Consider the following 21611-nt stretch of genomic DNA (forward strand, 5'->3'; position numbering starts at 1 on the left):
TGACTGGGTGATGATCAGGAGGAAAACCCGAACAGCCGCACCGGATTGTCCACGAGCAGCCGGTGCTGCTGGGCCACGTCCGGGGCATAGAGCGGAATGAGATCGACGAGCACGCCGTCGTTCGGCATCACCTTCACGTTCGGGTGGGGCCAGTCCGTGCCCCAGAGGCACCGGTCGGGCGCCGCGGCGATGAGCGCCTGTGCAAAGGGCACCGCATCATGGAAGGGCGAGCCGGCCACAGACAGGCGCTCGGGACCGGTGATCTTGATCCAACCCTTTTCGTCCGTCCGCATGAGCTCGACGAGTGCCACGAAGGGCTTCTGCTCCAGCCCGCCCGAGGCCTTCACCGTTCCCATGTGGTCGATGACATAGGGCAGTGGCAGCGCGCGCAGGATCGGCACGAACTCCTCGATGATCTCGGGTTCGAGATAGAGGTCCACGTGCCAGCCGTAAGCCTTGATCCTGTCGACGATCCTGTGGAATTTCGTCATGTCCGGCCGCCCGCCAAGGCGGCCGAGGAAGGTGAAGCGGCAGCCCTTCATGCCCGCGTCCGTCAGGGCCTGAAGCTCCTTGTCGGTGATGGTATCGTCCACATTGGCGATGCCCTTGTAGCGCCCGTTGCTCTGGGCGATGGCATCGGTGATGACCCGGTTGTCGAGACCGTGAACCGTGGCGTTGACGAGCACCGCGCGCTCGATACCGATCTTGGCGTGCAGCGCCTCGAACATCTCCAGAGGCGCGTCCGGCGGCGTGTAGCTGCGGCTCGCCGCATAGGGATATTTCGAGCCTGGGCCAAAGATGTGGGTGTGGGCATCCACCGCGCCGGCCGGCGCCTTGTAGGCCGGTGTCTTCGTATTCGGATCCGGCGGGAGAATGGTCGGCGCATCGGCACCCGTCCGGTTCTGCGCGCGCGCGAACGACGGCAGGCTTGCGGCGGCAGCGGCGCCACCCAGCGTGGCAAGGCAGGCCCTGCGGGACACGCGGTTCATGGTTTCCTCCTGAACGCCCGTTTTTACTGGTCTTATGATCAATGGGCGGGCTTCGCCTTGGCCCCGCGCTGCTGGGCCTCCGCCACCGCACGCACGAGGTCCGGCGCGAAGCCGAGGTCGGCCACCATGTCGGCAGCCTCCCGCATCTCGGCCGCCCGCCTGATGCCGTGGGTGGCCACACGCTCGGCCATGGTGTCGGCGAGCTTGGCGAAATCCATGCCGGGGAAGCTGGCGTCGAGGGAGCCGAACACCTCGTCCGCCACATCGAAGGCCCGCGCCGCGCGGGCACAATCGACAATCAGCGCCTCGATGCCCTTCACCATGATGGAGCGGCACAGCTTCATGGCCGAGGCGCGCCCGTGGGTGAGAGACACCGGCCGGATATTCATGCCGAACGGCACCAGCGCATCGGCCACAGCCTGCGCCCGCGCACCGCCGCCGAGGATCGGTACGGCCAGGCGGGGCGCGGAAACCGGCGCCATCACGGCACCTTCCACATAATCGGCGCCGGCGCCTTCCACCGCCTTGCCGGCGGCAACCTTGGTGTGGGGGGCGGCGGAATTGATGTCGAAGAGGATCTGGCCCGGCTTCAGATAGCCGCTCGCCTCCTGCGCCACCGCGAGGGCCTGATCCGCCGTGACGGCGGAAATGACGATGTCGGCCCCTTCCGCCGCCTCGGCCGCGCTGGCCGCGGCACGGGCGCCGGCCGCGCGGGCACGCTCCAGGAGAGGCGCAGCGCGGTCCGGCTGACCGAACTTGATGTCATAAACCGATATGGCCGGCACGCCCTTCGCCAGAAGATCGCCGGCGAACAGGGTGCCGACTTCGCCATATCCGATGATTGCCAGACGCGGCCCCATCCTTCCGTCCTCTCCCGCAGTGACGCGTGATCGCGCTCTTGGCAGCGACCTTCGCCAGAACAGGAGGATGAAGCAAATGACAAGTTTTCGGCTATTCGTGAATTTTCTGCATCTTCTATGGTGCGGCAACCGGCGCACTGCGGCGCCCTGCAATCCGCGCGCGTACAAGCTCGAGCAGATCGCGCGCCACGGGTGAAAGCGGCACGCCGCGCTTTGTGAAGACCACCAGCGTGCGGGTGATCGACGGATTACGCAACGTCACAAGCCGCAGGCCCGGGATGGCGGAGCGCTCCATGGCAAACTTGGGGACGATGGTGAGGCCGATGCCCGCCTGCACCATGCTCACTGCCGTCTGGACATGCTGCACCTCATAGCGCCAGTTCAGCGCCTCGCGACGGCTGCCCAGCGCGTCATCGATGAGCGCGCGGTTGCCCGCCTGCGGGCTGATGCGGATGAGCGGCACGCCCTCCAGCTCGCCCCAGGAAACGGCGCGCTTGTCGGCGAAGGCATGGCTCTGCGGGCACAGCAGCAGGAAAGGTTCCTTCCGCAGCGGCGTCATCTCGAGGTCCCACATGGCCGCCGTCACGATGCCGATGCCGAAGGCCGCCGCCCCGGACCGCACGAGCCCCGCGATCTCGGAGGCCGAATTGTCATAGATCTTCACCGCCACGCCCGGATGGGCCGCCTCGAAATCGAGGAGCACGTGAGGCAGATGACTCGTGGCGATGGTGGGCAGGCAGCCGAGCGCCACCCGCGTCTCCTGCCCCAGCGCCTTCTCGCGCAGCGCCTCCACTTCCGCCGCCAGCCCCGCCAGCGCCTGCTTGGCTTTGGGCAACAGCGCCTCGCCATCGGGTGTCAGCGTCACCACGCGGGTGGAGCGGATGAGAAGGCGCACGCCAAGGTCGTCCTCCAGCTTCTTCATGCGGTGGGACAGCGCCGTCTGCGAAAGGTTGAGATGGGCCGCCGCACGCAGGAAGGAGCCGCGCTCCGCGATGGCGATGAAGGCCTGCAGGCCCAGGAAATCGATGCGCACGATGCCCTCTTGTTTCGCAGCGGACGAGCCTTGCGCGCCCGGCCGCTCAGTTGCCCCTTGGGGCCGACACGCGACAGGGCACGCCCTCTTTCCCGCGGGATGATCACGTGTTTAACCTGTCGCCGCGGGCGCACCGGGATCGGCAGCGCCCCCGCGTATCGCTTGCGGAAAGCCCCTACCATGACAATTCAGCTGTCCGGCGTCACCTCCATGGCCGCGCGCCACATTCTCGAAGAGCTCGGCCGGCTCTTCGAGACACAGACAGGCATCAAGATCGCCTTCACCGCCATGGGCGGGGTCGAGGCGGCACGGCGCCTGCGGGAGGGGCTGCCGGTGGATCTCGCCGCCCTCGCCGCTCCCGCTCTCGACAAGCTGGCGCAGGAAGGCCATCTCGTCCCCGGTGCCCGCGTGGACTATGCGCGATCGGACGTCGCTCTGGCCGTGCCGGCCGGCGCGCCGCACCCGCCCATCGACACGGCCGAGGCCGTGCGCGCGGCGATGCTCAAGGCCAAGCGCTTCGCCTATTCCACCGGACCGAGCGGCGATCATGTGAAGGCGCTCTGGGAGCGCTGGGGCATCACACCGGAGATGGCGGTGCGTGGGCTGCAAGCCCCGCCCGGCGTGCCCGTGGCGACATTGCTCGCGCAGGGCGAGGCGGACCTCGGCCTTCAGCAGCTCAGCGAACTGCTCGGCCAGCCGGGCATCGAGATCCTCGGCCCTCTCCCGCCGGACATCGAACTCGTGACCATCTTCGCCGCCGCCACCGGCATCCACTCACAGGCCCCCGAGGCTGCGGCACGCTTCCTCGCCTTCCTCACCAGCGATGAAGCCCAGGAGGCGGTGCGCCGCAGCGGCATGCAACCCATCCCTCAGGCCTGAGGCCGCCCCATCCTGCCCGCGCGCAAAGTCGCTCCGGGGTCTGCCCTGAGAAAAAGCTTGAAACCTCGTGCGCCAGCATGAGAACGGAGGAAAGCGCGACCGGAGCGGCAGGAGTACCGGGTACCCGGGACTCCTGCCGCAGGAACGAGATGATCGGGTGCTGATCGCACCCTCGGAGACACAACGACCATGCACGGCAGCCACGCCCCGGCACGCAGGATCATCGCGGTGAAGTCCGGAGGCGAGGCCGCCATCCCGGATTGGCAAGCCTGCTTCGCCGAACTTGCGCCGCACCTCGAGGTGCGCTGGTGGGATGATCCACAGGTGGCGCCGGAGGACGTGGATTATGTGATCGTCTGGCAGCCGGAGCCGGGGCGGCTCGCCGCCTACCCCAACCTGCGCCTCATCCTGTCCAGTGCCGCCGGCACGGACCACATCACGAGCGATCCGTCCTGGCCGCGCCACCTGCCGATCGTGCGGGCGGTGACACCGGAAGCCTCCCAGCGCATGGCGGAATTCATCGTCATGTCCACGCTCGCCCTGATGCGCGATCTCAAGCGCGCCATCACCGGCCAACACCAGCGCGTGTGGGACAATTTCGAGGTGGACCGCTGCGCGTGGGACATGCGGGTGGGCATCCTCGGCCTCGGCTCCATGGGCGCGGCCTCGGCCCGCATGCTCCGGTCCGTCGGCTTCGGCGTCTCCGGCTGGTCGCGCAGCCAGAAGGCCATCGAGGGCATCACCTGCCATGCCGGACGGGAGGGGCTCGACGCCTTCCTGAAGGAGACGGACATCCTCGTCTGCCTGCTGCCCAACACGCCGGAGACCACCGGCCTCATCAATGCGGACCTGCTGGCCAAGCTGCCCGCCGGTGCCGGCCTCATCAATGCCGGCCGCGGCACCCACATGGTGCTGGAGGACGTGCTCTCGGCCCTCGACAGTGGACAACTGAGCGGCGCCGTGCTCGACGTGTTCGAGGAGGAGCCGTTGCTGGCGGACAATCCCGCCTGGACTCATCCCAAGGTCATCGTCACCCCGCACATCGGCTCCATCGCCTCGCGCCGGGCGCGTGCCGCTTTCTACGCCGAGCAGATCCGCCGCTTCGAGGCCGGTGAGCCGATGGACGCGCTCTACGATCCGGTGGCTGGCTACTGAGCCGGCCTGCGGGCAAAGGTCCCCTTTCGCAACAACGCACCGCGACTGGGCATGCCCCACACCTTCCATTTGCCGCTACGCACTCGACGAACGATCTCAAAAAAATAAACCGCAAGCAATATTCAAAATATATCTTGATATTCGTAGCTCGATACCATCCACCCCATTATTTTCTTCTTTGAAATCATTGATACGATCCGGCGGGATTGATAGAGAACAGGCGTCATCTCTGCCCGCCGGGAACACACTGGCTCGAGTCCTGTTTGGTTGCCCTGCAATTCAAGCTGTCCCGCTGCCGCGCTCGGCGCGGATGTGACCCGAAGGACACGGCGTCTCGGGCCGGGTTCTCCCTCTGATCGGACGGCGCTCCGGGTGAGGCCATGACGCAACGTTCCGCCGTGCTGCTGCGCTTCATCCTGATGGGGGCGCTTTTCGGCCTCGTGCTCGGCACCTTCCTTGTGCGGGGCGAGGTGCCACTCAACCGCACCCAGATCATCTGGCAGGTCGCAGGCGCCATGATCGGCGGCGCGGTGGTGATGGGCTTCATTGGCTCTCGACGCATCCGCCGCCTGCCTGCGACGGCCCGCACGCCGCCGCTCTCCGCCGCGCGCCGGCGGGCCCTGCTGATCCTGTTGACCATCTGCATCCTTCTGCTGGGGGCGGTAGGCGTGATGATCGCGCGTCTGATGTGACGCCCCAACGGCAGCGACGCCACAACGGAGTGTTTCGTGCGTTCTGTTTTCCCTGAAGGCGCGCGGCGGGCTGCCGCCGCGCCGGCCCGTGCCCTGCTGATTGCGCTGCTGCTCGGCGTGACACTTCCCGCCATCGCCCATGCGCAGGGGGCAGCTGTCGCCGCCGAGGAGGCCGATCCCGCCCTGCAGGGCGGCGCGACCCTGATCCGCCGCGCCGCGCGCCTCTGGGGGCTTGGCCGCAAGGACGACGCCATGTTCTGGTTCTATGCTGGCGAACTGCGTGTGCATGCGGCGCAGGCTGCCCATCATCCGCAGGTCCTCGCCCTGTCACCGCAACTGTCCGGCCAGATGGACACGCTCGGGCAAGCGGTCCGCGAGTACGGGCAGAGCGACGCCTCCCGCCTCATCGCCACCATCGACAGGGTGCTAGCGTGGGACGATGCCAATCCCGATCCCGCCCTGCCGGCCGAGGCCGCGCGTCAGGGCCGGGCCGATCTCCTGGCGCTCCGGGACAAGGCACGGGCGGAGGCCGCACAGACACGCGGGGGAGGCCCCGCCCGTCTTCCGGACAACCCACCACCGCGAGTTCCAACGCCCATGTGAAATGCAAACGGCCCGGATGTCACCATCCGGGCCGTCTGTGGTCTGCTTTACCCCGCCCGAGGCGGGAATTGCTCAGCCGCGGGTGCGGGCGCGCACCATGTAGTCGTCGTAGGTGTATTCAACGATCTGCCACCACAGGTATTCCTCGTTGCGGAACGCCTTGGCGTGATCGTGCACCTTCTTGAAGTCCGGGTTCTTGGCGCCGATTTCCTCATAGAGTTCCTGGGCCGCCTTGTAGCTGGCATCCATCATCTCATTGGGGAAGCGGCGCAGCTGGGCACCCGCCTTCACCAGCCGCTGCACGGCGGCGGGGTTCTTGGTGTCGTAATTGGCCAGCATGTCGCCATTGGCCTGAGCGGCCGCCGAACGCAGGATGGCCTGGTAGTTCTTGGGCAGCTCGTTCCACTTTTCCTGGTTGTAGAAGAAGGTCAGCGAGGCGCAGCCTTCCCACCAGCCGGGATAATAATAATACTGCGCCACCTTCTGGAGGCCGAGCTTCTCGTCGTCATAGGGGCCGACCCACTCGGCCGCATCGATGGTGCCCTTTTCGAGCGCCGGATAGATGTCGCCGCCGGCGAGCTGCTGCGGGACCACGCCGAGCTTGGCCAGGATCTGGCCGGCGATCCCCGCGATTCGCATCTTCAGGCCCTGGAGATCCTGGGTGGTCTTGATCTCCTTGCGGAACCAGCCGCCCATCTGGCCGCCGGTGTTGCCGCCGGGCAGCATGTAGACGCCGTACTTCTTGTAGAACTCGTTCAGCAGCTCAAGGCCGCCGCCGTGGTAGAACCACGCATTGATCTGGCGTGCATTGAGGCCGAACGGGAACGCCGAGCCGAAGGCGAAAGTCGGATCCTTGCCCACATAGTAATAGGACGCCGTGTGGCACATCTCGACGGTCTTGTTCTGCGTCGCGTCGAGGGCCTGCAGGCCGGGCACGATTTCGCCGGCCGCGAACACCTGGATCTGGAACTTGCCGTCGGTCGCTTCCGCGACCGTCTTGGACATCAGCTCGGCGGCGCCATAGATGGTGTCCAGCGACTTCGGGAAGGACGACGTGCAGCGCCACTTCACCTCGGGCGCGGACTGCGCGATCGCCGGCATGGCCACAGCGGCAGAAGCCGCGACACCGGCACCTGCGGAAGCAAGAAAATCACGACGTTTCATGGATGGCGGCTCCCTGGACATTTTATTGCGTGTCAGAGAACTAAAGGCTCCCTGACCCGAGGTCATCCTCGACTTTCTTCTAATGGCTTTTCCCGGTCTGCGAAATGGGTCTTTTGAAAGCCCCGCCCGCGCCTCACTCGATGACGATGCGCGGGGCCGGGCGGGCGGAGGCGCCGCTGCGGCTGATGGCCGAGCGCACCTGCTGCGCGATGGCGCGATAACCTTCCGCCTGCGGACTGTCGGGATCGGACACGAGGATCGGCACGCCGGCGTCAGACATCTCGCGGATGCGCATGTGCAGCGGGATCTCGCCGAGGAAGGGCACGCCGAGCTTCTCGGCTTCCGCCCGCGCGCCGCCATGGCCGAAGATGTCGGACCTGCCGCCGCAGTGCGGACAGATGAAGGTGGCCATGTTCTCGACGATGCCGAGGATCGGCACATTCACGCGCTTGAACATGGCGATGCCGCGCCGGGCGTCGATGAGCGCCAGATCCTGCGGGGTCGAGACGATGACCGCACCGGCAAGGCCGACCTGCTGGGCCATGGTCAGCTGGGCATCGCCCGTGCCGGGCGGCATATCCACCACCAGCACGTCGAGCGGGCCCCACTTCACCTCGCGCAGCATCTGCGAGATGGCCGACATGACCATCGGCCCGCGCCAGATCATGGGGGTGTCTTCCTCCACCATGAAGCCGATGGACATGAGCTGGAGGCCGAAATTGTCCATGGGCAGCATCATGCGCCCATCCTCCACCTCCGGCTTGCCGTGCACGCCGGCGAGGCGCGGCACGGAGGGGCCGTAAATGTCCGCATCCAGCAGGCCGACCTTGAGGCCGAGATCGCGCAGCGCCAGCGCCAGATTGATGGACACGGTGGACTTGCCGACGCCCCCCTTGCCCGAGGCGACCGCGATGATGGAGGCAACGCCGGGCACCTCGATGGCACCGCCCTTCGCCGGTCCGTGGCTGTGGCCATGGCCGCCAACGGCCGGCGGCGGGGGGGCGGCCGGGCGGGCGCCCGCCTTGCGTTCGGCGGTGAGCGCCACCAGTGCCGAGGCGACACCCGGAATGGTGCGCACCGCGTCTTCCGCCTCGGCGCGCACGCTTTCCCAGGCGCGGGCCTGCGCCGCATCCACGGTGACGGACAGATAGACCTTGCCGCTGGTGACCACGATGCCCGACAGCGCCGGAGAAACGGCCAGCGCCACCCCTTCCGGCGTCCGCACGGAGCCGAGCGCGCTGCGCACCATATCTTCGGTGATGTCGGCCATTGGTCCTCTCCCAAACGCTTCGGCGCCTCGCGCCACATTTGAAACCCTGTATGCCACGCTCGCGCGCGGAAGAAACCCCACCCTCACCCGGACCGGGCGAGCGCCTGTGCGATATCCGCGCGCAGCTCGGGAAGCAGATCCTGCTCGAACCAGGGATTGCGCTTCAGCCACCCCGTGTTGCGCCAGGAGGGATGGGGCAGCGCATAAACGCGGGGCCGTTCCGCCGCCGCCCGCACCTGCCGCCAGTTCGCCACCGTCTGCGTGAGGCTGTCGCCGATCTGCGCCTCCCGGCCCAGCCGCTTCAGATGATAGAGCTGCGCCGGGCGGCCGATGGCGAGGATGAGATCGAACGCCGGCAGGGCCGCGAACAGGCGATCATGCCATGTGGCGCGGCATTCCCGCCGGGGCGGCAGGTCGCCGCCATTGGCATCCTGCCCCGGAAAGCAGAAGCCCATGGGCACGATGGCGATCTGCGCCGTGTCATAGAAGACCGCCCGCGACACCCCCATCCACTGCCGCAGGCGGTCGCCCGAGGCATCATGGAAGGTGAGGCCGGTCAGGTGCACCTTCGTCCCCGGCGCCTGGCTGGCGATGAGGATGCGGGCGGTGGAGGAGGCGCGGAGCACCGGCCTCGGCTCATGGGGCATCGGCCGGCCCAGCGGAGCCTCGACACATCTGCGGCAGGCTCGGATATCCGCAAGCAGGTCAGCGAGCGGCGGATCGACCGCGCCCCGTTCCTCCAGTTCCGCTTCCAGATTCGGCCGCTCAAGCTGGTCCGTCATGCCGTCCCGTTCCTGTCCGGCCCCTCATATGGGGGCCGGACCGGCCTTTGGCACCGGCTCAGGCGCCCGCCTTCGCCGCCGGGCGGGCGGAGACTTCGGCCCGCCAGCGGGCGAGGTTCACCAGTTCCTCGGGTGCGGTGATGCGGGCCACCTTCATGAAGTCGATGGCGACGATGGCGGTGATGTCGGCCACCGTGAAGCGGTCGCCGGCGAGATAGGCGCGAGTGGCCAGTTCGCCATCGAGGAAGGTGAGGAAGTCCAGCACCTTGGTCTTGTTCGCCTCGCCCCATTCCTTCACCTGTGGCACCTCGCGCTCGGCGAGCGCCGGGTGGACATGGCGGAAGGCGAACTGCACCGCCTGCATCAGCTCGATCTCGGCCCGGCGCTGCCACATCTCCACCACCGCAATCTCGCGCGCGTCGCGGCCGAACAGATTGGGCTCGGGCTGCACCGCCTCGAAATAGCGGCAGATGGCGATGGTCTCGGAGACCGCCGTGCCGTCATCCAGAACCAGCACCGGAACGGTACGGCGCGGGCTGATCTTGCGGAAGTCTTCGCTCCAGTGGGCCTTGGCGGCGAGGTCCACCATCTCCACGGGCACCTCGATGCCCTTCTCGGCAAGGAAGAACTGCACGCGGCGGGGATTGGGCGAGCGGGCGGACAGGTACAGAAGCATGGCGTGGCGTCTCCTCGTATTTTGTATGCCGAGAGACCACGGGAGCGGAGGAGGCGTCAAGCGCGGCCGGACGCAGGACGGTCAGCCGTAATAGCTGATGTACTTGCGGAAATAGTCCTCCCACGTGACCTTCTCGCCGCGCACCAGATAGCGCGCATCCGCCCCCGCCCAGCGCACGTCGAGCGCCGCCGCCACCTTCGGATGCACGGGGATCTGGAGGCTGCGGAGCGAATCCAGCGGGCCGGAGAACCAGAAGAGCTGCCGCACCCCCAGTTCCTTCGCCAGATACTTCATCAGCATGGAGAGGATGGCACCGTTGGGATGGGCGGTGGTGTAGAAGACCCGCTTCCTGCGGAAATTCTCCAGAATGTAGGCCCCCATGCCGGCCGGGAACTTCTCGTCCATGGCCAGCAGGCGCTTCTCCTCGAACGTATGCAGGCGCTTGGGGTCGATCACCCCCTTCACGTCGAGATCACGATAGGCGGCAAAGCGCGCCTCGGGATCGGGTATCTCCTTGCGCAGCCGGGCCAGCAAACCGTCGAAATAGGTGAACTCGAAGTTGGGATAGTCCTTGTTGCGGGCGAACTTGTCATCCGGCCCGTTGAAGGCGTCGAACGGCCAGAGCGAGGCAAAGCGCACGCAGGGATAGCGCAGCGTCGGCAGGTCGGCCGGCACGTGCTCCTTCAGCGGATACTGCTCCCATTCCTTGATGTCCTGGATGAGCAGCAAGTCACATTCCTCGATGTCCCGGCGGCCCTGCTCATGCAGGTTGGGCGGCAGCTCCATGAAATGGTGCTTCACCGAGAACTGCTTCGAGAAGCCAGGATTTTCCCGGAAGGCCCGCGCCACCAAGCTGCCCTGGCAATTGCCGAAGACGAGGATCTTCTTGCGCGTGGTCGCCCCGCGCACCGTCTTGGCGAAGACGCCCGCCGCAGGCCCCGTCCCCGCCGGCAGATGGACGATGTCCAGCGCGTCGAGCTTCAGGGAGGCCTTGCGGAAATGGCGGATGCCGATGTCGATCTTCTGCGGCACGCCGGAATCGAGGCTGGCGTCGGGCGGCACCTCGAACAGGAAGCTGCCCCGTTCCCCCGCCAGTTGCGCGCTGCTGAACACCTCGGTCCCGAGCACACCGCCGTCCCGGGTGCGCACGGAAATCTCCAGCGCCGGCTCGTCCGGCTGCGAAACCGCACCGACGCGCGCCGCTACCTCCAGCCGGTGCAGTCCGGCGGGCAGGAAGAGCGGCGACCAGGAGCGCCAGAACTTGAGCGCGGAGACTGAAACGGGCGACAGCCCGACCGGTCCGGAGGCGGGCACGAGCCGCAGGCGCCCCAGCATGCGCCAGCGCATGGGCGGGGCGGCGGCGGTTTCCGCTTCGCTGGCCGTGCGCAGCGTCAGGCCGGAGATGGTGAAGCGCGAGGTGCCGAACCCGGTGAAGCGGAACTCGAACGGCGCGTCCGCCCCGCTCTCCATGGAGAGGGCGTGGGGCACCTCGAAAAAGAGCGAGCGGTCCCCCGCGCGCAGTTCCTCATGGGTGAAGTCCCGCCACGCCCGCAGCATCCGGTTCTGCGCGATCACCTCCACGCCCAGCATGGGGTGGCCCTTCTGCACGGGGGCGGAGAAATCGCCGTCGAAGCTCAGGCAATACCGCCCCTCCGGCAGCCGCAGGAAGGGGCCGTACATGAACAGGCGTACCGGCAGGACCAGATCCTGCGCGACGCCGCCATCGGCGAGACGGCGACCTGGCAAACGCACTTCCATGGTGGAGAGGATGTCGCGCGCCTGCGAAAAATCCGGCGCCACGCGCGCCGCGTCGTCAACCACCATCACGTCCGTCCCACCACCCCTGCCGGGCCATGTTTGATACGCTCATCGCCAATGGTCTAGGATAAACCAATGACGCAACGGTGGGACATACGTTGAAAACGGCATCGGGTTTCCTGCGCGACACGGCGTTCCGCCGTCATCTGTGCCCGTTCGGATCTCTCGATGCCGGTTCGCGGCACCAGCGGAAGCTTGACACCGTGCGTTCCCCGTCCTCTCTCGCCGCGCGGGCACCGATGGCCGGCGGTTTCAGATCCGAATCATGAGCTCCTTCTCCTCGCTGGTGGACATGCTGCGCCATCAGGCCCAGCACACGCCCGACAAGCGCGCCCTCGTCTTCTCTTCCGGCAAGCCGGAGATCGAGCCGGAACTAAGCTTCGCCGGCCTCTACGCGCAGGCCGCGACGCTGGCGCGGCAGATTGCGGATCAGACGCAGCCCGGCGACCGGGCGCTGCTCGTCTTCCCGTCCGGGCTTGAGTTCGTCGTCTCCTATTTCGCCTGCCTCATGGCGGGCGTGGTGGCGGTGCCGCTCATGCCGCCCCGGCGCAACGCAAATCAGGATTCCAGCGCCGCCATCATCGCAGATTGCGCCCCCGTGCTCGCGCTCAGCCCGGCGGGCGAGGCGGAAGACCCGCGCGGCACGCTGCGCCAGCGCCTCGCGGACGGCAATGTCCGGCATTTGCCGGTCGCGCTCGCGGACAATGCGACCGACGATCTGCCCGCTCGCGCCATCGCCCGGCAGGATCTGGCCTTCCTGCAATATACGTCCGGCTCCACCTCCACCCCCAAGGGCGTGATGGTGAGCCACGCCAACCTGCTGGCCAATCTGGAAATGATGCGCCAGCGCTTCGGCAATCACGCGGGTTCGACCCATGTGAGCTGGATCCCGCTCTATCACGACCTCGGGCTGATCCTGAACCTGCTGGAGCCGCTGTATGTGGGCGCGACGTGCGTGCTCATGACCCCCTCCGGCTTCATGCACCGACCGCTGAACTGGCTGCGCAACATTGCGCGCTTCGAGGCCGAAGTCGCTGCCGCGCCCAACTTTGCCTACCACCTCTGCGTCGACCGCTTCCGGGCCGACCAGATGGAGGGCGTGGACCTCAGCCGCTGGACGCTGGCGGTGAACGGTGCCGAGCCGGTACGCGCCGTGACCATGGCGCGCTTTGCCGAGACCTTCGCCCCTTACGGCTTCAACGCCCGCACGCTCCATCCCACCTACGGGCTGGCGGAAGCGACCCTCGTCGTGAGTTCCGCCCCGCGCGGCAGCGGGGTAACGGTGCGCGAGGTGAGCGCCGAAGGGCTGAAGGACCGTCGCATCGCGCCGCCGAAGGACGCGGAAGACCGCCAGCCCATCGTCGGCTGCGGCCTCACCATGCCGGGCCAGAGCATCGCCATCGTCGATCCGCAGACCCGCCGCCGCGCCGAGCCCGGTGCCATCGGCGAGATCTGGGTGCATGGGGCGAGCGTCGCCGGCGGCTACTGGAACCGGCCGGAGGAGAGCGAGGCGACCTTCCGGGCGCACATCGAGGACGAGCCCGACGCCGGCCCCTTCCTGCGCACCGGCGACCTCGGACATCTGGATGCGGATGGCGAACTCTTCATCGCCGGCCGCATCAAGGACGTCATCATCATCCGCGGCGTGAACCATTATCCGCAGGACATCGAGGGCACGGTGGCGGATGCCCACCCCACCCTGCGCCGGGACTATGGCGCGGTGTTCTGCGTCACCGGCGAGGACGGCACCGAGCAGGTGGTGCTGGTGCAGGAGGTGGAACGCACCAAGCGCCATGCCATCGACGAGACGGAAGTCTTCGCCGCGATCCGGGCGGCGGTGGTCAACAATCACGAGGTGAACGTGGCGAAGATCGTGCTGATCCGCCCCGGCACCATCCCCAAGACCACCAGCGGCAAGATCCAGCGCAGCCGCACCCGCCAGCAGTGGCTGGACGGCACGCTGGAGGTGTGGGATCCCCGCGCACCGGAATCGGCGGCCGAAGCCGTCTGACACTTTCGAACAGAGCCCGCATCATGCCCAGCCCCAGCGACATCCTCAGCCATTGCCGCGAGCGCCTCGCGGCCATCGTGGAGACGGACGCCTCAGCCATCGCGGATGACGCCAGCTTCGCCAGCCTCGGGCTTGATTCGGCCATGGCCGTGCATTTCGTGCTGGAAATCGAGGAATGGCTCGGCATCGAACTTTATCCTTCGGTGACCGAAGACTATCCGACCCTCCAGACCTTCAGCGCCTATGCGGCGAGCCTCAAGGCGTGAACAATCGAGCGCCTGCCACGTTCCTGCCCATGTCCTGAAGGCTTTTGTCCCACCCTTGCGTTGGGGCGCGGCGTGAAGATTCGCCAGTTTCCGCAGATCCGGCACCGGCTTTTCATGGCCTGCCGATGGATACGCTTTGTTTGGAGACTGTCCGTTACACTGCGACCCGCCATTGCCTGAACCCCTCGTGTTGCCGCCTTTTCGAGAGGCCGGAACCGGACGGAGCCAATACATGGAAAGTGCCCGCGTTCATCTCTACCAGTTCGCCTCGGGAGGCCATTGGGCGCCCGGCGACAGCGTGGAGGCCTATCTGCGGCAGCTCATGGAAATCGACATGGGCCTCACCCCCCGTGCGGACCGCATCGCTGCCCTGACGGTGTTCCTCGACGAGGCCTTCCAGCTCGCCCATTCCATCGGCTGGACCGGTGCGGTGCGCGAGGCCCCGCAGATGTTCGCCCTGCCGGGCCTGCCGGCGGACGAGCAGATCTACATGGTGGCCTGGGAGCAGGAAGACGGCATCGCCTTTGCGGCCGCCCCCTATCCGCTGCCGTGGCTCGAGGCCAAGGCCACCCGCTTCACCGACAGCACCCGCGCCGTTCCGGCCCGCGAGGAGCGCGCCCCCGGCCCTTTTGAGCCCGCTCCTCGCGCCCCGGCTCCGCGCGAGGAGGAAGCCGATCCGTTTGCCGAGTTCGCCCGCCGCGGCGAGGAAGCCGCACGCCTCGCCCGCGAGGCGGCGGAGGAAGACCGCCCGGCATCCGGCCGCCGCTTCTTCTGAAAGCTGAAACAGAAAACCCCTCGGAGGGGCAGTCTCCGAGGGGTCCGTTGCGGGCGACGCATTGCCGGCCCCGCCCGTTCCAGTCTGAAGCCTAGCGGCCCATCGCGGCCAATCCGCCGCGGCTGCCTGCCATCGCGCGTTCCATGCCGCGCGCCGGGACGAGGCGCAGATGCGCCCGCTTGCGGGCCGCCAGCCAAAGTCCGCCGCGTCCGTCCGACGCCAGTTCGTCCGCCACGAAGCCGGATGCGGTGAGCCGGCCGTAGAGATGCGGCACCGAGATGTGGCGCGCATTGTCAAACGCGGCGAGCAGCCAGCCGCCGTCCTTCAGTGCGAAGCGCGCACGGGCCAGCAGGCGGTCCATCTCCTCGCCCCTCGGCATCTGCGAGACGATGAGGGCCTCGGCGATGCCGTGGGCGACGCAGTCGAGATTGCGCGGGGCACAGCCGACATTGGTGAAGCCGCCCCGCCACATCAGCAGGGCCAGAGACAGGGCATCGCCGCCCAGCACGAGCACATGGTCGTGGGCATCGACCCGATCGCCCTGCGTCAGCAGACGGCCGAGACCGGGCAGGGCAGCGAGGGCTGGAGCGCGATCCTCACCGATCGCGTCAATCTGTGCGGTGAATCGCCCTCCCTCTCTCGAACCCGTCTCTAGGGGAGGTTCGGTGACGGGCGCTTCGACGTCGGCCACCGAAAGATCATGGGCAAGGGGCATCTCGCCTCCGGAAAAAGCAGCCGGCCCGAAGGCTCGACCTGACGCCCCGAAGATCGGTCCCATCCGCCTAAAGGCGCCATCCGGAAGCCGCGGCCGAGTGGTAAAGCCCCCGTAAGGACCGCTGCGGAGAATGCCCCGCGCGCACCTGTTGTCTTTTTGAACGTCCGAACCTTGCGCCACGGGCTGGAGGAACGGCGGCCAGGAGGCTAGATGAGGGACGCGCCTTCCCCGCCGCACCGTGCCCTTCCGGAGCGCACATGCTCGCATCTGCCCTGCCCCGCCATATCCTCGTTCCGCTCATCGTGGCGTGCGCATTGTTCATGGAGCAGGTGGATTCCACCGTCATCTCGACATCTCTGCCCGCCATTGCCGCCTCGCTGCACGATGATCCGGTGGCGCTGAAGCTGGCGCTCACCTCCTATCTGCTGAGCCTCGCGGTCTTCATTCCCGCGTCGGGCTGGTGTGCGGACCGATTCGGCGCGCGCACCGTGTTCCGCTCGGCCATCGTCATCTTCACGCTGGGCTCGATCCTCTGCGGGCTCTCCACCAGCCTTCTGGATTTCGTGATCTACCGCATCATCCAGGGCATGGGCGGGGCGATGATGGTGCCGGTGGGCCGCCTCGTGATCCTGCGGTCGGTGCCGAAGTCCGAGATCGTCTCGGCGCTCGCCTGGCTGACCATTCCGGCGCTGCTCGGCCCCGTGATGGGTCCGCCGCTGGGCGGCTTCATCACCACCTATTTCGACTGGCGGCTCATCTTCTTCATCAACGTGCCCATCGGCATTCTCGGCATCATCCTCGCCACGCGCTTCATCGAGAACGTGCGCGAGGAGGACGTACCGCCTCTGGACCTGCACGGCCTCGTGCTCTCCGGCATCGGCCTCTCCGGGCTCGTCTTCGGCCTCGCCGTTCTGGGCCAGCACCTCGTGCCCTATTGGGCGGCGGCGGGCGTCACCGCCATCGGCATCGTGGCCCTCGGCTTCTATGTCCGCCACGCCCGGCGCACGCCCCATGCGGTGCTGGACCTCTCGCTGCTGCGCATCCCGACCTTCCGCGCCGGCGTGGTCGGCGGCTCGCTGTTCCGCATCGGCGTGGGCGCCCTGCCCTTCGCTCTGCCGCTGATGCTGCAACTGACCTTCGGCCTGTCCCCCTTCGCCTCCGGCATGCTCACCTTCGCCTCATCCGCCGGTGCCCTGGTGATGAAGACGACGGCGCGGCCGATCCTGCGGCGCTTCGGCTTCTGGCGGGTGCTGGTGGTGAACGCGCTGATCTCCTCGGCCTTCATCGGTGCCAATGCGCTGTTCACGCCGGAAACGCCCCATGCCGCCATCGTCGCGGTGCTGCTGATGGGCGGCTTCTTCCGCTCGCTGGAGTTCACCGCCATCAACGCCTTGTCCTATGCGGACGTCTCCCAGCCGGAGATGAGCCGCGCCACCTCCTTCGTCAGCGTGGCGCAGCAGGTGTCGCTGTCTCTGGGTGTGGCGCTGGTAGGCATGGTGCTGGAGGCAATGCGCAGCGCACGGGGCGAGACGGCACTGCAACTGGCCGACTTCACCCCCGCCTTCCTCATCGTCGCAGGAGTGAGCGCGCTTGCCGTCTTCAGCTTCATGAACCTGCCGAAGGATGCGGGCGCAGAACTCTCCGGCCACAAGGAAAAGCCGAGCACGCTGCCCGATCCCCGCGGCGAGGTGAACACCGCGGGCTCGTAAGGTTCAGGCCTCGTCCGTCTCGTCTTCCGTCCGGTCGGCGCTGCCGCGAAAACCGGTCGCGACGAGATAGAGCTCGGCCGAATCCGCACGGCTCGCCGCCGGCTTCAGATGGCGCACCTGCGCATAGTCGCGCTTCAGGTCGGCCAGCAGCGTGCCCTCGGTGCCGCCCTGGAACACCTTCGCGATGAAGGCCCCGCCCGGCGCCAGAACCTGCCGGGCGAAATCCGCCGCCAGTTCCACGAGGGCGATGATCTTGAGATGGTCGGTCTTCTTGTGGCCGGTGGTGTTGGCCGCCATGTCCGACATCACGAGGTCCGCCTTGCCGTCCAGCATGGCGAACAGCCGCTCGGGGGCAGTGGGATCGAGGAAGTCCATCTGGGCGAACATGACGCCCGTCACCGCATCCATCTCCAGAAGGTCGATGGCGACGATCTTGCCCTGCCCTTCCGCCGCGCCGATCTTCTTGGCCGCCACCTGGCTCCAGCCGCCGGGGGCGGCGCCAAGGTCCACGATGCGCATGCCCCGCTTCAGGACGTGGAGCTTTTCGTCCATCTCGATCAGCTTGAAGGCGGCACGCGAGCGCCAGCCCTCGCGCTTGGCGCGGGCCACATAGGGATCGTTGAGCTGGCGCTGGAGCCACTTCTGGGACGAGGACGAGCGGGTGCGTGCCGACTTCACGCGCACCTTGAGGGGACGTGCGTCGGGACTGCGGGGGGAGGAACTCAAGTACAGGACTCCGAATAGCTGGGCTGCGCGCGATGCCGCTTCCATACACCATCGGCGCGCATGAGCTGCACCAGCATGCCTTCGCGCAGGCCACGGTCGGCCACGCGCAGGCGCTCGGCGGGGAAAGTCTCGCGGACCGCCTCCATGATGGCGCAGCCGGCCAGAACGAGGTCCGCCCGCTGGGCGCCGATGCAGGGATTGGACACCCGCTCCTCGAACGACATCCCCATGAGGCGGTCCACCACCTCGCAGATGTCGTCCGCATAAAGCCAGGCACCGTCCACACGGGTGCGGTCGTAGCGGTCGAGGCCGAGGTGGATGCCGGCGACGGTGGTCACGGTGCCGGAGGTGCCGAGCAGATGCATCCGGCCCGGCTGTCGCAGGCCCCAGCTCTGGCGCACGCCTTCCAGCATATCCACCACTTCGGCCACCATGCGGTGGAAGAGATCGCAGGACACCTTCACCCCGCCGTGCCGCTCGGCGAGCGACACGACGCCCACCGGCAGCGAGGCCCAGGAGCGGATGCGGGCACGCGGCGGACCATCGTCGCCCGCCGCCCGGCGGCCGAGCCACACCACTTCCGTGGAGCCGCCGCCGATGTCGAACAGGATGGCGCCGTCGCAATTGGGATCGACGAGGGGCGCGCAGCCGGCGGCAGCGAGGCCCGCCTCGGTGCGGCGGTCGACCACTTCCAGCACGAGGCCGGTGCGGTCTTCCACCACCGAGCAGAACTCATCGCCATTCGCCGCAGCACGGCAGGCTTCGGTGGCAATGACGCGCATGCGCTTCACGCCCCGTGCCTGGATCTTGCCTGCGCAGACCTCGAGCGCACCCACCGCACGACCCATGGCCGCCGCGCTCAGCCGTCCGCTGGCGCCAAGCCCCTCGCCGAGGCGGACGATGCGCGAGAAGGCATCGACCACGCGGAAGTTGCGGGCCGTGGGCCTGGCCACAAGCAAACGGCAGTTGTTGGTGCCAAGGTCCAGCGCGGCATAGAGGTTGTCGCTGCCGGGATAGCCGAACCGCGTGCCCATGGGCACGGGTTCCGCGCAAGGGGCGGCGCTCCCGGCGCCGCCGCAGTCAACCTCGTCCCGCGCCGCGATGGACGGCCCGAGATCGGGGCAGCCGCTTTCCGGCTCACCGCCAACGGACAGCGCGCGGTCTCCGCACGCTTTGTCCGGTGAGGGCCGGTGCGTCTCGTCCCTCATCTCAATCCCCTCGCAGGGAGCTGCAGACCTGCCGCATGCTCACCCGCCTTCGATATCAGTTAAGGGGAGTGTAACACCGGAAAAGGGACGTGCAATCCGGCAAAGCCGCAGGACTGAACCGCGCCGGTAGCAGCAATGCCGGCCTTTCGCCTCATTCCGCCGCCGCGCGCCCGGTCACGTCCAGCGTCAGACCTGCCGCAAGGGCATCCGTGCGAAAGGCTTTCACGGCATCGAGCGACAGTTCGTCGGCGGTCCGGCTGCCGAGGGCGGGCAGCTTCTTCAGCACGTCCGCCGGAGCGGTGATGATGTGGACGCCGAGCCGGTCCGCCTCGATGACGTTCCAGACCTCGCGGGTGGAGGCCCAGATGACCTCGACGTTCGGCGTGGCGCGGGAGAGGGCCACCGCCTTGGTGATGGCGGGCAGGTAGTCGATGCCGAGATCGGCGAGCCGGCCGGCGAAGACAGAGATGATGGAAGGCGCGCCGCCCGCGAGCGCCGCGACGCCCTCCTCCACCTGCCGCTCGGAGAAGACGGCGGTGAGGTTCACCTTCACGCCGTCCTGCACCAGATCACGCACCATGGGGAGCAGCGATTCGCCCTTGGTGTTGGTGATGGGCAGCTTCACATGCACATGCGCGCCCCAGGTGGCGATCACCGCCGCCTGCGCACGGATTTCCGGCAGTTCGTCCGAGAACACCTCGAAGGAGATGTGACGGTCCGGCACGGCGGCGACGAGATCGCGGGCATAGGCCTCGTAATCCGTGACACCCGCCTTGCGCAGCAGCGACGGGTTCGTGGTGAAGCCCGCGATATGGGGCTGCTTGGCCATCTCCACGATCTGCGCCTTCTCGGCGCCATCGGTGAACAGCTTCACCTTCAGATCGGCCAGGGTCACGGACATCCTCTTTCCTCCAGACGCGACACGTCTCGTTGTGCCCAGCCTACTTCGGCGCGGGCGTCTTGTCCGTCCCGCCGATCACCAGCGGGCGGGCATGGATGCCGATGGGCTCGGCATTGGTCGGCAGCGGCGCGCCCTTGGCGAAGGCCCAGAGCTTGAAGCCGCCATCCGCCGCCAGCTGCTGCGCGCCATCGGGCGCCACATCCGCCGGCAGACGGACCAGCGTAACGTCGTCTCCTGACGGATCGATGTCCTGCCGCGCCACGATATAGGCAGCGGGCGCCTTTTCGGAAGGCGCGACGAAGGGCACGGCGGCGACGACATGCATCCCCTCCGGCAGGCGGTTCCACCAGGGACCGTCGAGGCGCACAACCGCCACGTCGGCGCGATGCTCGCTGACTGCGGCGATGGCGGCATCGGCGGAGGCGAGCCGCTGGCGCGGCATCTGCGCGCCGAAATAATCCTGCGCCAACAGTTCGGTCGCGCCGTCGCCCGCATCGGCCACCGCGACGGAGAAATCCGCCTTCTGCTGGAGGATGGAGCCGGCAATGACGGCGGTCCACACCCGCGCGATGGTGGCGGGCTTCTGCCGGCCCTGCACGGCCGCAAGTTTGCGGATGAGCGCCGCCTGCCGGCCGGGCCGGAACACCACGGCATTCGCCCCCGCCTTGCCGCGGCCCACCTCGTCCACGATGGCGGCGCGGGCATTCAGCAGTGCCAGGATCTCACCGTCGACGCGGTCGATTTCGGTCCGCAGCACATCAAGCGGTCGCGGCGGCGGCGCGTCCTGCGCCTGCAGCGGGCCGGCGGCGAGCAGCGCCAGAAGGGCGCTCATTGCTAGGATGGGCTTTCGCATCTCTCTCCCTCACCGGGGCACCGTCCTCGCATCAACCGATTAACAGGACGTTCACCACGCCGGCTGAAACGCCGGGGCGGTGTCCGTTACGGCAAGAATGCGGAAAGCCTGAGCCCCCAATTTCCCCTTGAACGAAGAAAGTCCCCTGGCGAGGCGGAATGATGTCACAGCTGATCGAGCGGATGGCGCGAGCAGCCCATGCCCATGCCCAGACCTGCTTCCCGCTGCTGGAAGCCTGGGAAAACCTGCCGCCGGAGCGCCGCGCGCACCAGCGCCAGCTCATGGCCCATGCGCTGGCCTCCCTCAGCCCGAGCGATATCCGGGAACTGGCGGGCACGTCCGCCGACCTCACCGTTCTGCCCACGCGGCCGAGCGAGTGGGTGCTCGCCGAGCTTCAGGAAGCCGCCCTCAATGACGACGGTTCGCGCGCCGACGCCCGGCGCCGCTACCGCTCGCTCATCGCCACGGCGACCATCCCCTCGGCCGAGACCTTCCAGGGCGGCGCCTGAGCGGCGCGACGGCAGCG

The 21611-nt window shown here is 67.7% G+C and carries 22 protein-coding genes; 9 read left to right on the forward strand and 13 right to left on the reverse strand.

Going from position 1 to position 21611, the window contains the following annotated elements; all coding sequences use genetic code 11:
* Positions 1-14 precede the first annotated feature (14 nt).
* The 3 genes from AZC_RS17270 to AZC_RS17280 form a co-directional block, all read right to left on the reverse strand.
* Positions 15-989: an amidohydrolase family protein gene (locus AZC_RS17270; RefSeq protein WP_043879522.1), complete on the reverse strand. Its 975-nt coding sequence runs from the start codon at positions 987-989 to the stop codon at positions 15-17.
* A gap of 38 nt (positions 990-1027) precedes the next feature.
* Complete coding sequence (locus AZC_RS17275) at positions 1028-1849, reverse strand: NAD(P)-dependent oxidoreductase (RefSeq protein ID WP_012171879.1); 822 nt, start codon at positions 1847-1849, stop codon at positions 1028-1030.
* 115 nt (positions 1850-1964) lie between these two features.
* Positions 1965-2882, reverse strand: coding sequence for a LysR family transcriptional regulator (locus AZC_RS17280; RefSeq protein ID WP_012171880.1), 918 nt, complete (start codon positions 2880-2882; stop codon positions 1965-1967).
* A 180-nt stretch (positions 2883-3062) separates the two neighbouring features.
* Between AZC_RS17280 and AZC_RS17285 the strand changes: the two genes are divergently transcribed.
* The 4 genes from AZC_RS17285 (at position 3063) to AZC_RS17300 (ending at position 6211) form a co-directional block, all read left to right on the forward strand.
* On the forward strand, positions 3063-3761 hold the full coding sequence (locus AZC_RS17285; protein WP_043879523.1) for a substrate-binding domain-containing protein: 699 nt from the start codon (positions 3063-3065) through the stop codon (positions 3759-3761).
* A 189-nt stretch (positions 3762-3950) separates the two neighbouring features.
* Positions 3951-4916 (forward strand): 2-hydroxyacid dehydrogenase, encoded by a 966-nt coding sequence (locus tag AZC_RS17290; RefSeq protein WP_012171882.1) that lies wholly within the window; start codon positions 3951-3953, stop codon positions 4914-4916.
* Between the two features lie 380 nt (positions 4917-5296).
* Positions 5297-5608 carry a hypothetical protein gene (locus AZC_RS17295; protein WP_012171883.1) on the forward strand — a complete coding sequence of 104 codons (312 nt, stop codon included), beginning with the start codon at positions 5297-5299 and terminating at the stop codon, positions 5606-5608.
* 36 nt (positions 5609-5644) lie between these two features.
* Positions 5645-6211: a hypothetical protein gene (locus AZC_RS17300; RefSeq protein ID WP_012171884.1), complete on the forward strand. Its 567-nt coding sequence runs from the start codon at positions 5645-5647 to the stop codon at positions 6209-6211.
* A 72-nt stretch (positions 6212-6283) separates the two neighbouring features.
* Here the strand turns inward: AZC_RS17300 and AZC_RS17305 are convergent, their stop codons facing one another.
* From AZC_RS17305 to AZC_RS17325, 5 genes are all read right to left on the reverse strand, one after another.
* Positions 6284-7375, reverse strand: coding sequence for a TRAP transporter substrate-binding protein (locus tag AZC_RS17305; protein WP_012171885.1), 1092 nt, complete (start codon positions 7373-7375; stop codon positions 6284-6286).
* 133 nt (positions 7376-7508) lie between these two features.
* The gene (locus AZC_RS17310; RefSeq protein WP_043879524.1) at positions 7509-8645 is read right to left on the reverse strand and encodes an Mrp/NBP35 family ATP-binding protein; all 1137 of its coding nucleotides are present in this window, start codon (positions 8643-8645) and stop codon (positions 7509-7511) included.
* Positions 8646-8728: 83 nt separating this feature from the next.
* On the reverse strand, positions 8729-9427 hold the full coding sequence (locus AZC_RS17315; RefSeq protein ID WP_012171887.1) for a uracil-DNA glycosylase family protein: 699 nt from the start codon (positions 9425-9427) through the stop codon (positions 8729-8731).
* Between the two features lie 58 nt (positions 9428-9485).
* Complete coding sequence (locus AZC_RS17320; RefSeq protein ID WP_043879525.1) at positions 9486-10103, reverse strand: glutathione S-transferase; 618 nt, start codon at positions 10101-10103, stop codon at positions 9486-9488.
* Positions 10104-10184: 81 nt separating this feature from the next.
* Positions 10185-11927: a WcbI family polysaccharide biosynthesis putative acetyltransferase gene (locus tag AZC_RS17325; RefSeq protein WP_043879526.1), complete on the reverse strand. Its 1743-nt coding sequence runs from the start codon at positions 11925-11927 to the stop codon at positions 10185-10187.
* A 259-nt stretch (positions 11928-12186) separates the two neighbouring features.
* On the opposite strand from AZC_RS17325, the gene AZC_RS17330 reads away from it, so the two are divergent.
* From AZC_RS17330 to AZC_RS17340, 3 genes are all read left to right on the forward strand, one after another.
* Entirely contained in the window at positions 12187-13932 is a 1746-nt protein-coding gene (locus AZC_RS17330) for a fatty acyl-AMP ligase (RefSeq protein WP_012171890.1), read from the forward strand.
* Between the two features lie 23 nt (positions 13933-13955).
* The gene (locus AZC_RS17335) at positions 13956-14198 is read left to right on the forward strand and encodes an acyl carrier protein (protein WP_012171891.1); all 243 of its coding nucleotides are present in this window, start codon (positions 13956-13958) and stop codon (positions 14196-14198) included.
* A gap of 232 nt (positions 14199-14430) precedes the next feature.
* Complete coding sequence (locus AZC_RS17340; protein ID WP_012171892.1) at positions 14431-14973, forward strand: hypothetical protein; 543 nt, start codon at positions 14431-14433, stop codon at positions 14971-14973.
* A 91-nt stretch (positions 14974-15064) separates the two neighbouring features.
* On the opposite strand, the gene AZC_RS17345 is transcribed toward AZC_RS17340, so the two are convergent.
* Complete coding sequence (locus AZC_RS17345; protein ID WP_043879527.1) at positions 15065-15688, reverse strand: hypothetical protein; 624 nt, start codon at positions 15686-15688, stop codon at positions 15065-15067.
* A gap of 257 nt (positions 15689-15945) precedes the next feature.
* Here AZC_RS17345 and AZC_RS17350 point away from each other — a divergent pair, with 257 nt between their 5' ends.
* Positions 15946-17397: an MFS transporter gene (locus AZC_RS17350; protein WP_012171894.1), complete on the forward strand. Its 1452-nt coding sequence runs from the start codon at positions 15946-15948 to the stop codon at positions 17395-17397.
* A 3-nt stretch (positions 17398-17400) separates the two neighbouring features.
* Here the strand turns inward: AZC_RS17350 and AZC_RS17355 are convergent, their stop codons facing one another.
* From AZC_RS17355 to AZC_RS17370, 4 genes are all read right to left on the reverse strand, one after another.
* On the reverse strand, positions 17401-18123 hold the full coding sequence (locus AZC_RS17355) for an RlmE family RNA methyltransferase (protein ID WP_012171895.1): 723 nt from the start codon (positions 18121-18123) through the stop codon (positions 17401-17403).
* Positions 18120-19157, reverse strand: coding sequence for a Ppx/GppA phosphatase family protein (locus tag AZC_RS17360; protein ID WP_043879528.1), 1038 nt, complete (start codon positions 19155-19157; stop codon positions 18120-18122). Before AZC_RS17360 ends, AZC_RS17355 begins: the two co-directional genes overlap by 4 nt.
* 325 nt (positions 19158-19482) lie before the next feature.
* Positions 19483-20232, reverse strand: a complete 750-nt coding sequence (locus tag AZC_RS17365) for a transaldolase family protein (protein WP_012171897.1) — start codon at positions 20230-20232, stop codon at positions 19483-19485.
* A gap of 40 nt (positions 20233-20272) precedes the next feature.
* Positions 20273-21085 carry a chorismate mutase gene (locus AZC_RS17370; protein WP_012171898.1) on the reverse strand — a complete coding sequence of 271 codons (813 nt, stop codon included), beginning with the start codon at positions 21083-21085 and terminating at the stop codon, positions 20273-20275.
* A gap of 158 nt (positions 21086-21243) precedes the next feature.
* Here AZC_RS17370 and AZC_RS17375 point away from each other — a divergent pair, with 158 nt between their 5' ends.
* Positions 21244-21594, forward strand: coding sequence for a hypothetical protein (locus AZC_RS17375; protein WP_012171899.1), 351 nt, complete (start codon positions 21244-21246; stop codon positions 21592-21594).
* The last annotated feature ends 17 nt before the right edge of the window (positions 21595-21611 follow it).

The organism is Azorhizobium caulinodans ORS 571 (assembly GCF_000010525.1).
GTDB classification, from domain to species: Bacteria; Pseudomonadota; Alphaproteobacteria; order Rhizobiales; family Xanthobacteraceae; genus Azorhizobium; species Azorhizobium caulinodans.

Excerpts from the sequence above, each read along its gene's own strand:
- AZC_RS17330 (WP_012171890.1), top strand. The coding sequence starts at position 12,187 with ATGAGCTCCTTCTCCTCGCTGGTGGACATGCTGCGCCATCAGGCCCAG.
- AZC_RS17305 (WP_012171885.1), bottom strand. The coding sequence starts at position 7,375 with ATGAAACGTCGTGATTTTCTTGCTTCCGCAGGTGCCGGTGTCGCGGCT.
- AZC_RS17295 (WP_012171883.1), top strand. The coding sequence starts at position 5,297 with ATGACGCAACGTTCCGCCGTGCTGCTGCGCTTCATCCTGATGGGGGCG.
- AZC_RS17335 (WP_012171891.1), top strand. The coding sequence starts at position 13,956 with ATGCCCAGCCCCAGCGACATCCTCAGCCATTGCCGCGAGCGCCTCGCG.
- AZC_RS17290 (WP_012171882.1), top strand. The coding sequence starts at position 3,951 with ATGCACGGCAGCCACGCCCCGGCACGCAGGATCATCGCGGTGAAGTCC.
- AZC_RS17340 (WP_012171892.1), top strand. The coding sequence starts at position 14,431 with ATGGAAAGTGCCCGCGTTCATCTCTACCAGTTCGCCTCGGGAGGCCAT.
- AZC_RS17375 (WP_012171899.1), top strand. The coding sequence starts at position 21,244 with ATGATGTCACAGCTGATCGAGCGGATGGCGCGAGCAGCCCATGCCCAT.
- AZC_RS17365 (WP_012171897.1), bottom strand. The coding sequence starts at position 20,232 with ATGTCCGTGACCCTGGCCGATCTGAAGGTGAAGCTGTTCACCGATGGC.
- AZC_RS17370 (WP_012171898.1), bottom strand. The coding sequence starts at position 21,085 with ATGCGAAAGCCCATCCTAGCAATGAGCGCCCTTCTGGCGCTGCTCGCC.
- AZC_RS17315 (WP_012171887.1), bottom strand. The coding sequence starts at position 9,427 with ATGACGGACCAGCTTGAGCGGCCGAATCTGGAAGCGGAACTGGAGGAA.
- AZC_RS17310 (WP_043879524.1), bottom strand. The coding sequence starts at position 8,645 with ATGGCCGACATCACCGAAGATATGGTGCGCAGCGCGCTCGGCTCCGTG.
- AZC_RS17325 (WP_043879526.1), bottom strand. The coding sequence starts at position 11,927 with ATGGTGGTTGACGACGCGGCGCGCGTGGCGCCGGATTTTTCGCAGGCG.
- AZC_RS17320 (WP_043879525.1), bottom strand. The coding sequence starts at position 10,103 with ATGCTTCTGTACCTGTCCGCCCGCTCGCCCAATCCCCGCCGCGTGCAG.
- AZC_RS17270 (WP_043879522.1), bottom strand. The coding sequence starts at position 989 with ATGAACCGCGTGTCCCGCAGGGCCTGCCTTGCCACGCTGGGTGGCGCC.
- AZC_RS17275 (WP_012171879.1), bottom strand. The coding sequence starts at position 1,849 with ATGGGGCCGCGTCTGGCAATCATCGGATATGGCGAAGTCGGCACCCTG.
- AZC_RS17350 (WP_012171894.1), top strand. The coding sequence starts at position 15,946 with ATGCTCGCATCTGCCCTGCCCCGCCATATCCTCGTTCCGCTCATCGTG.
- AZC_RS17285 (WP_043879523.1), top strand. The coding sequence starts at position 3,063 with ATGACAATTCAGCTGTCCGGCGTCACCTCCATGGCCGCGCGCCACATT.
- AZC_RS17360 (WP_043879528.1), bottom strand. The coding sequence starts at position 19,157 with ATGGGCACGCGGTTCGGCTATCCCGGCAGCGACAACCTCTATGCCGCG.
- AZC_RS17345 (WP_043879527.1), bottom strand. The coding sequence starts at position 15,688 with ATGCCCCTTGCCCATGATCTTTCGGTGGCCGACGTCGAAGCGCCCGTC.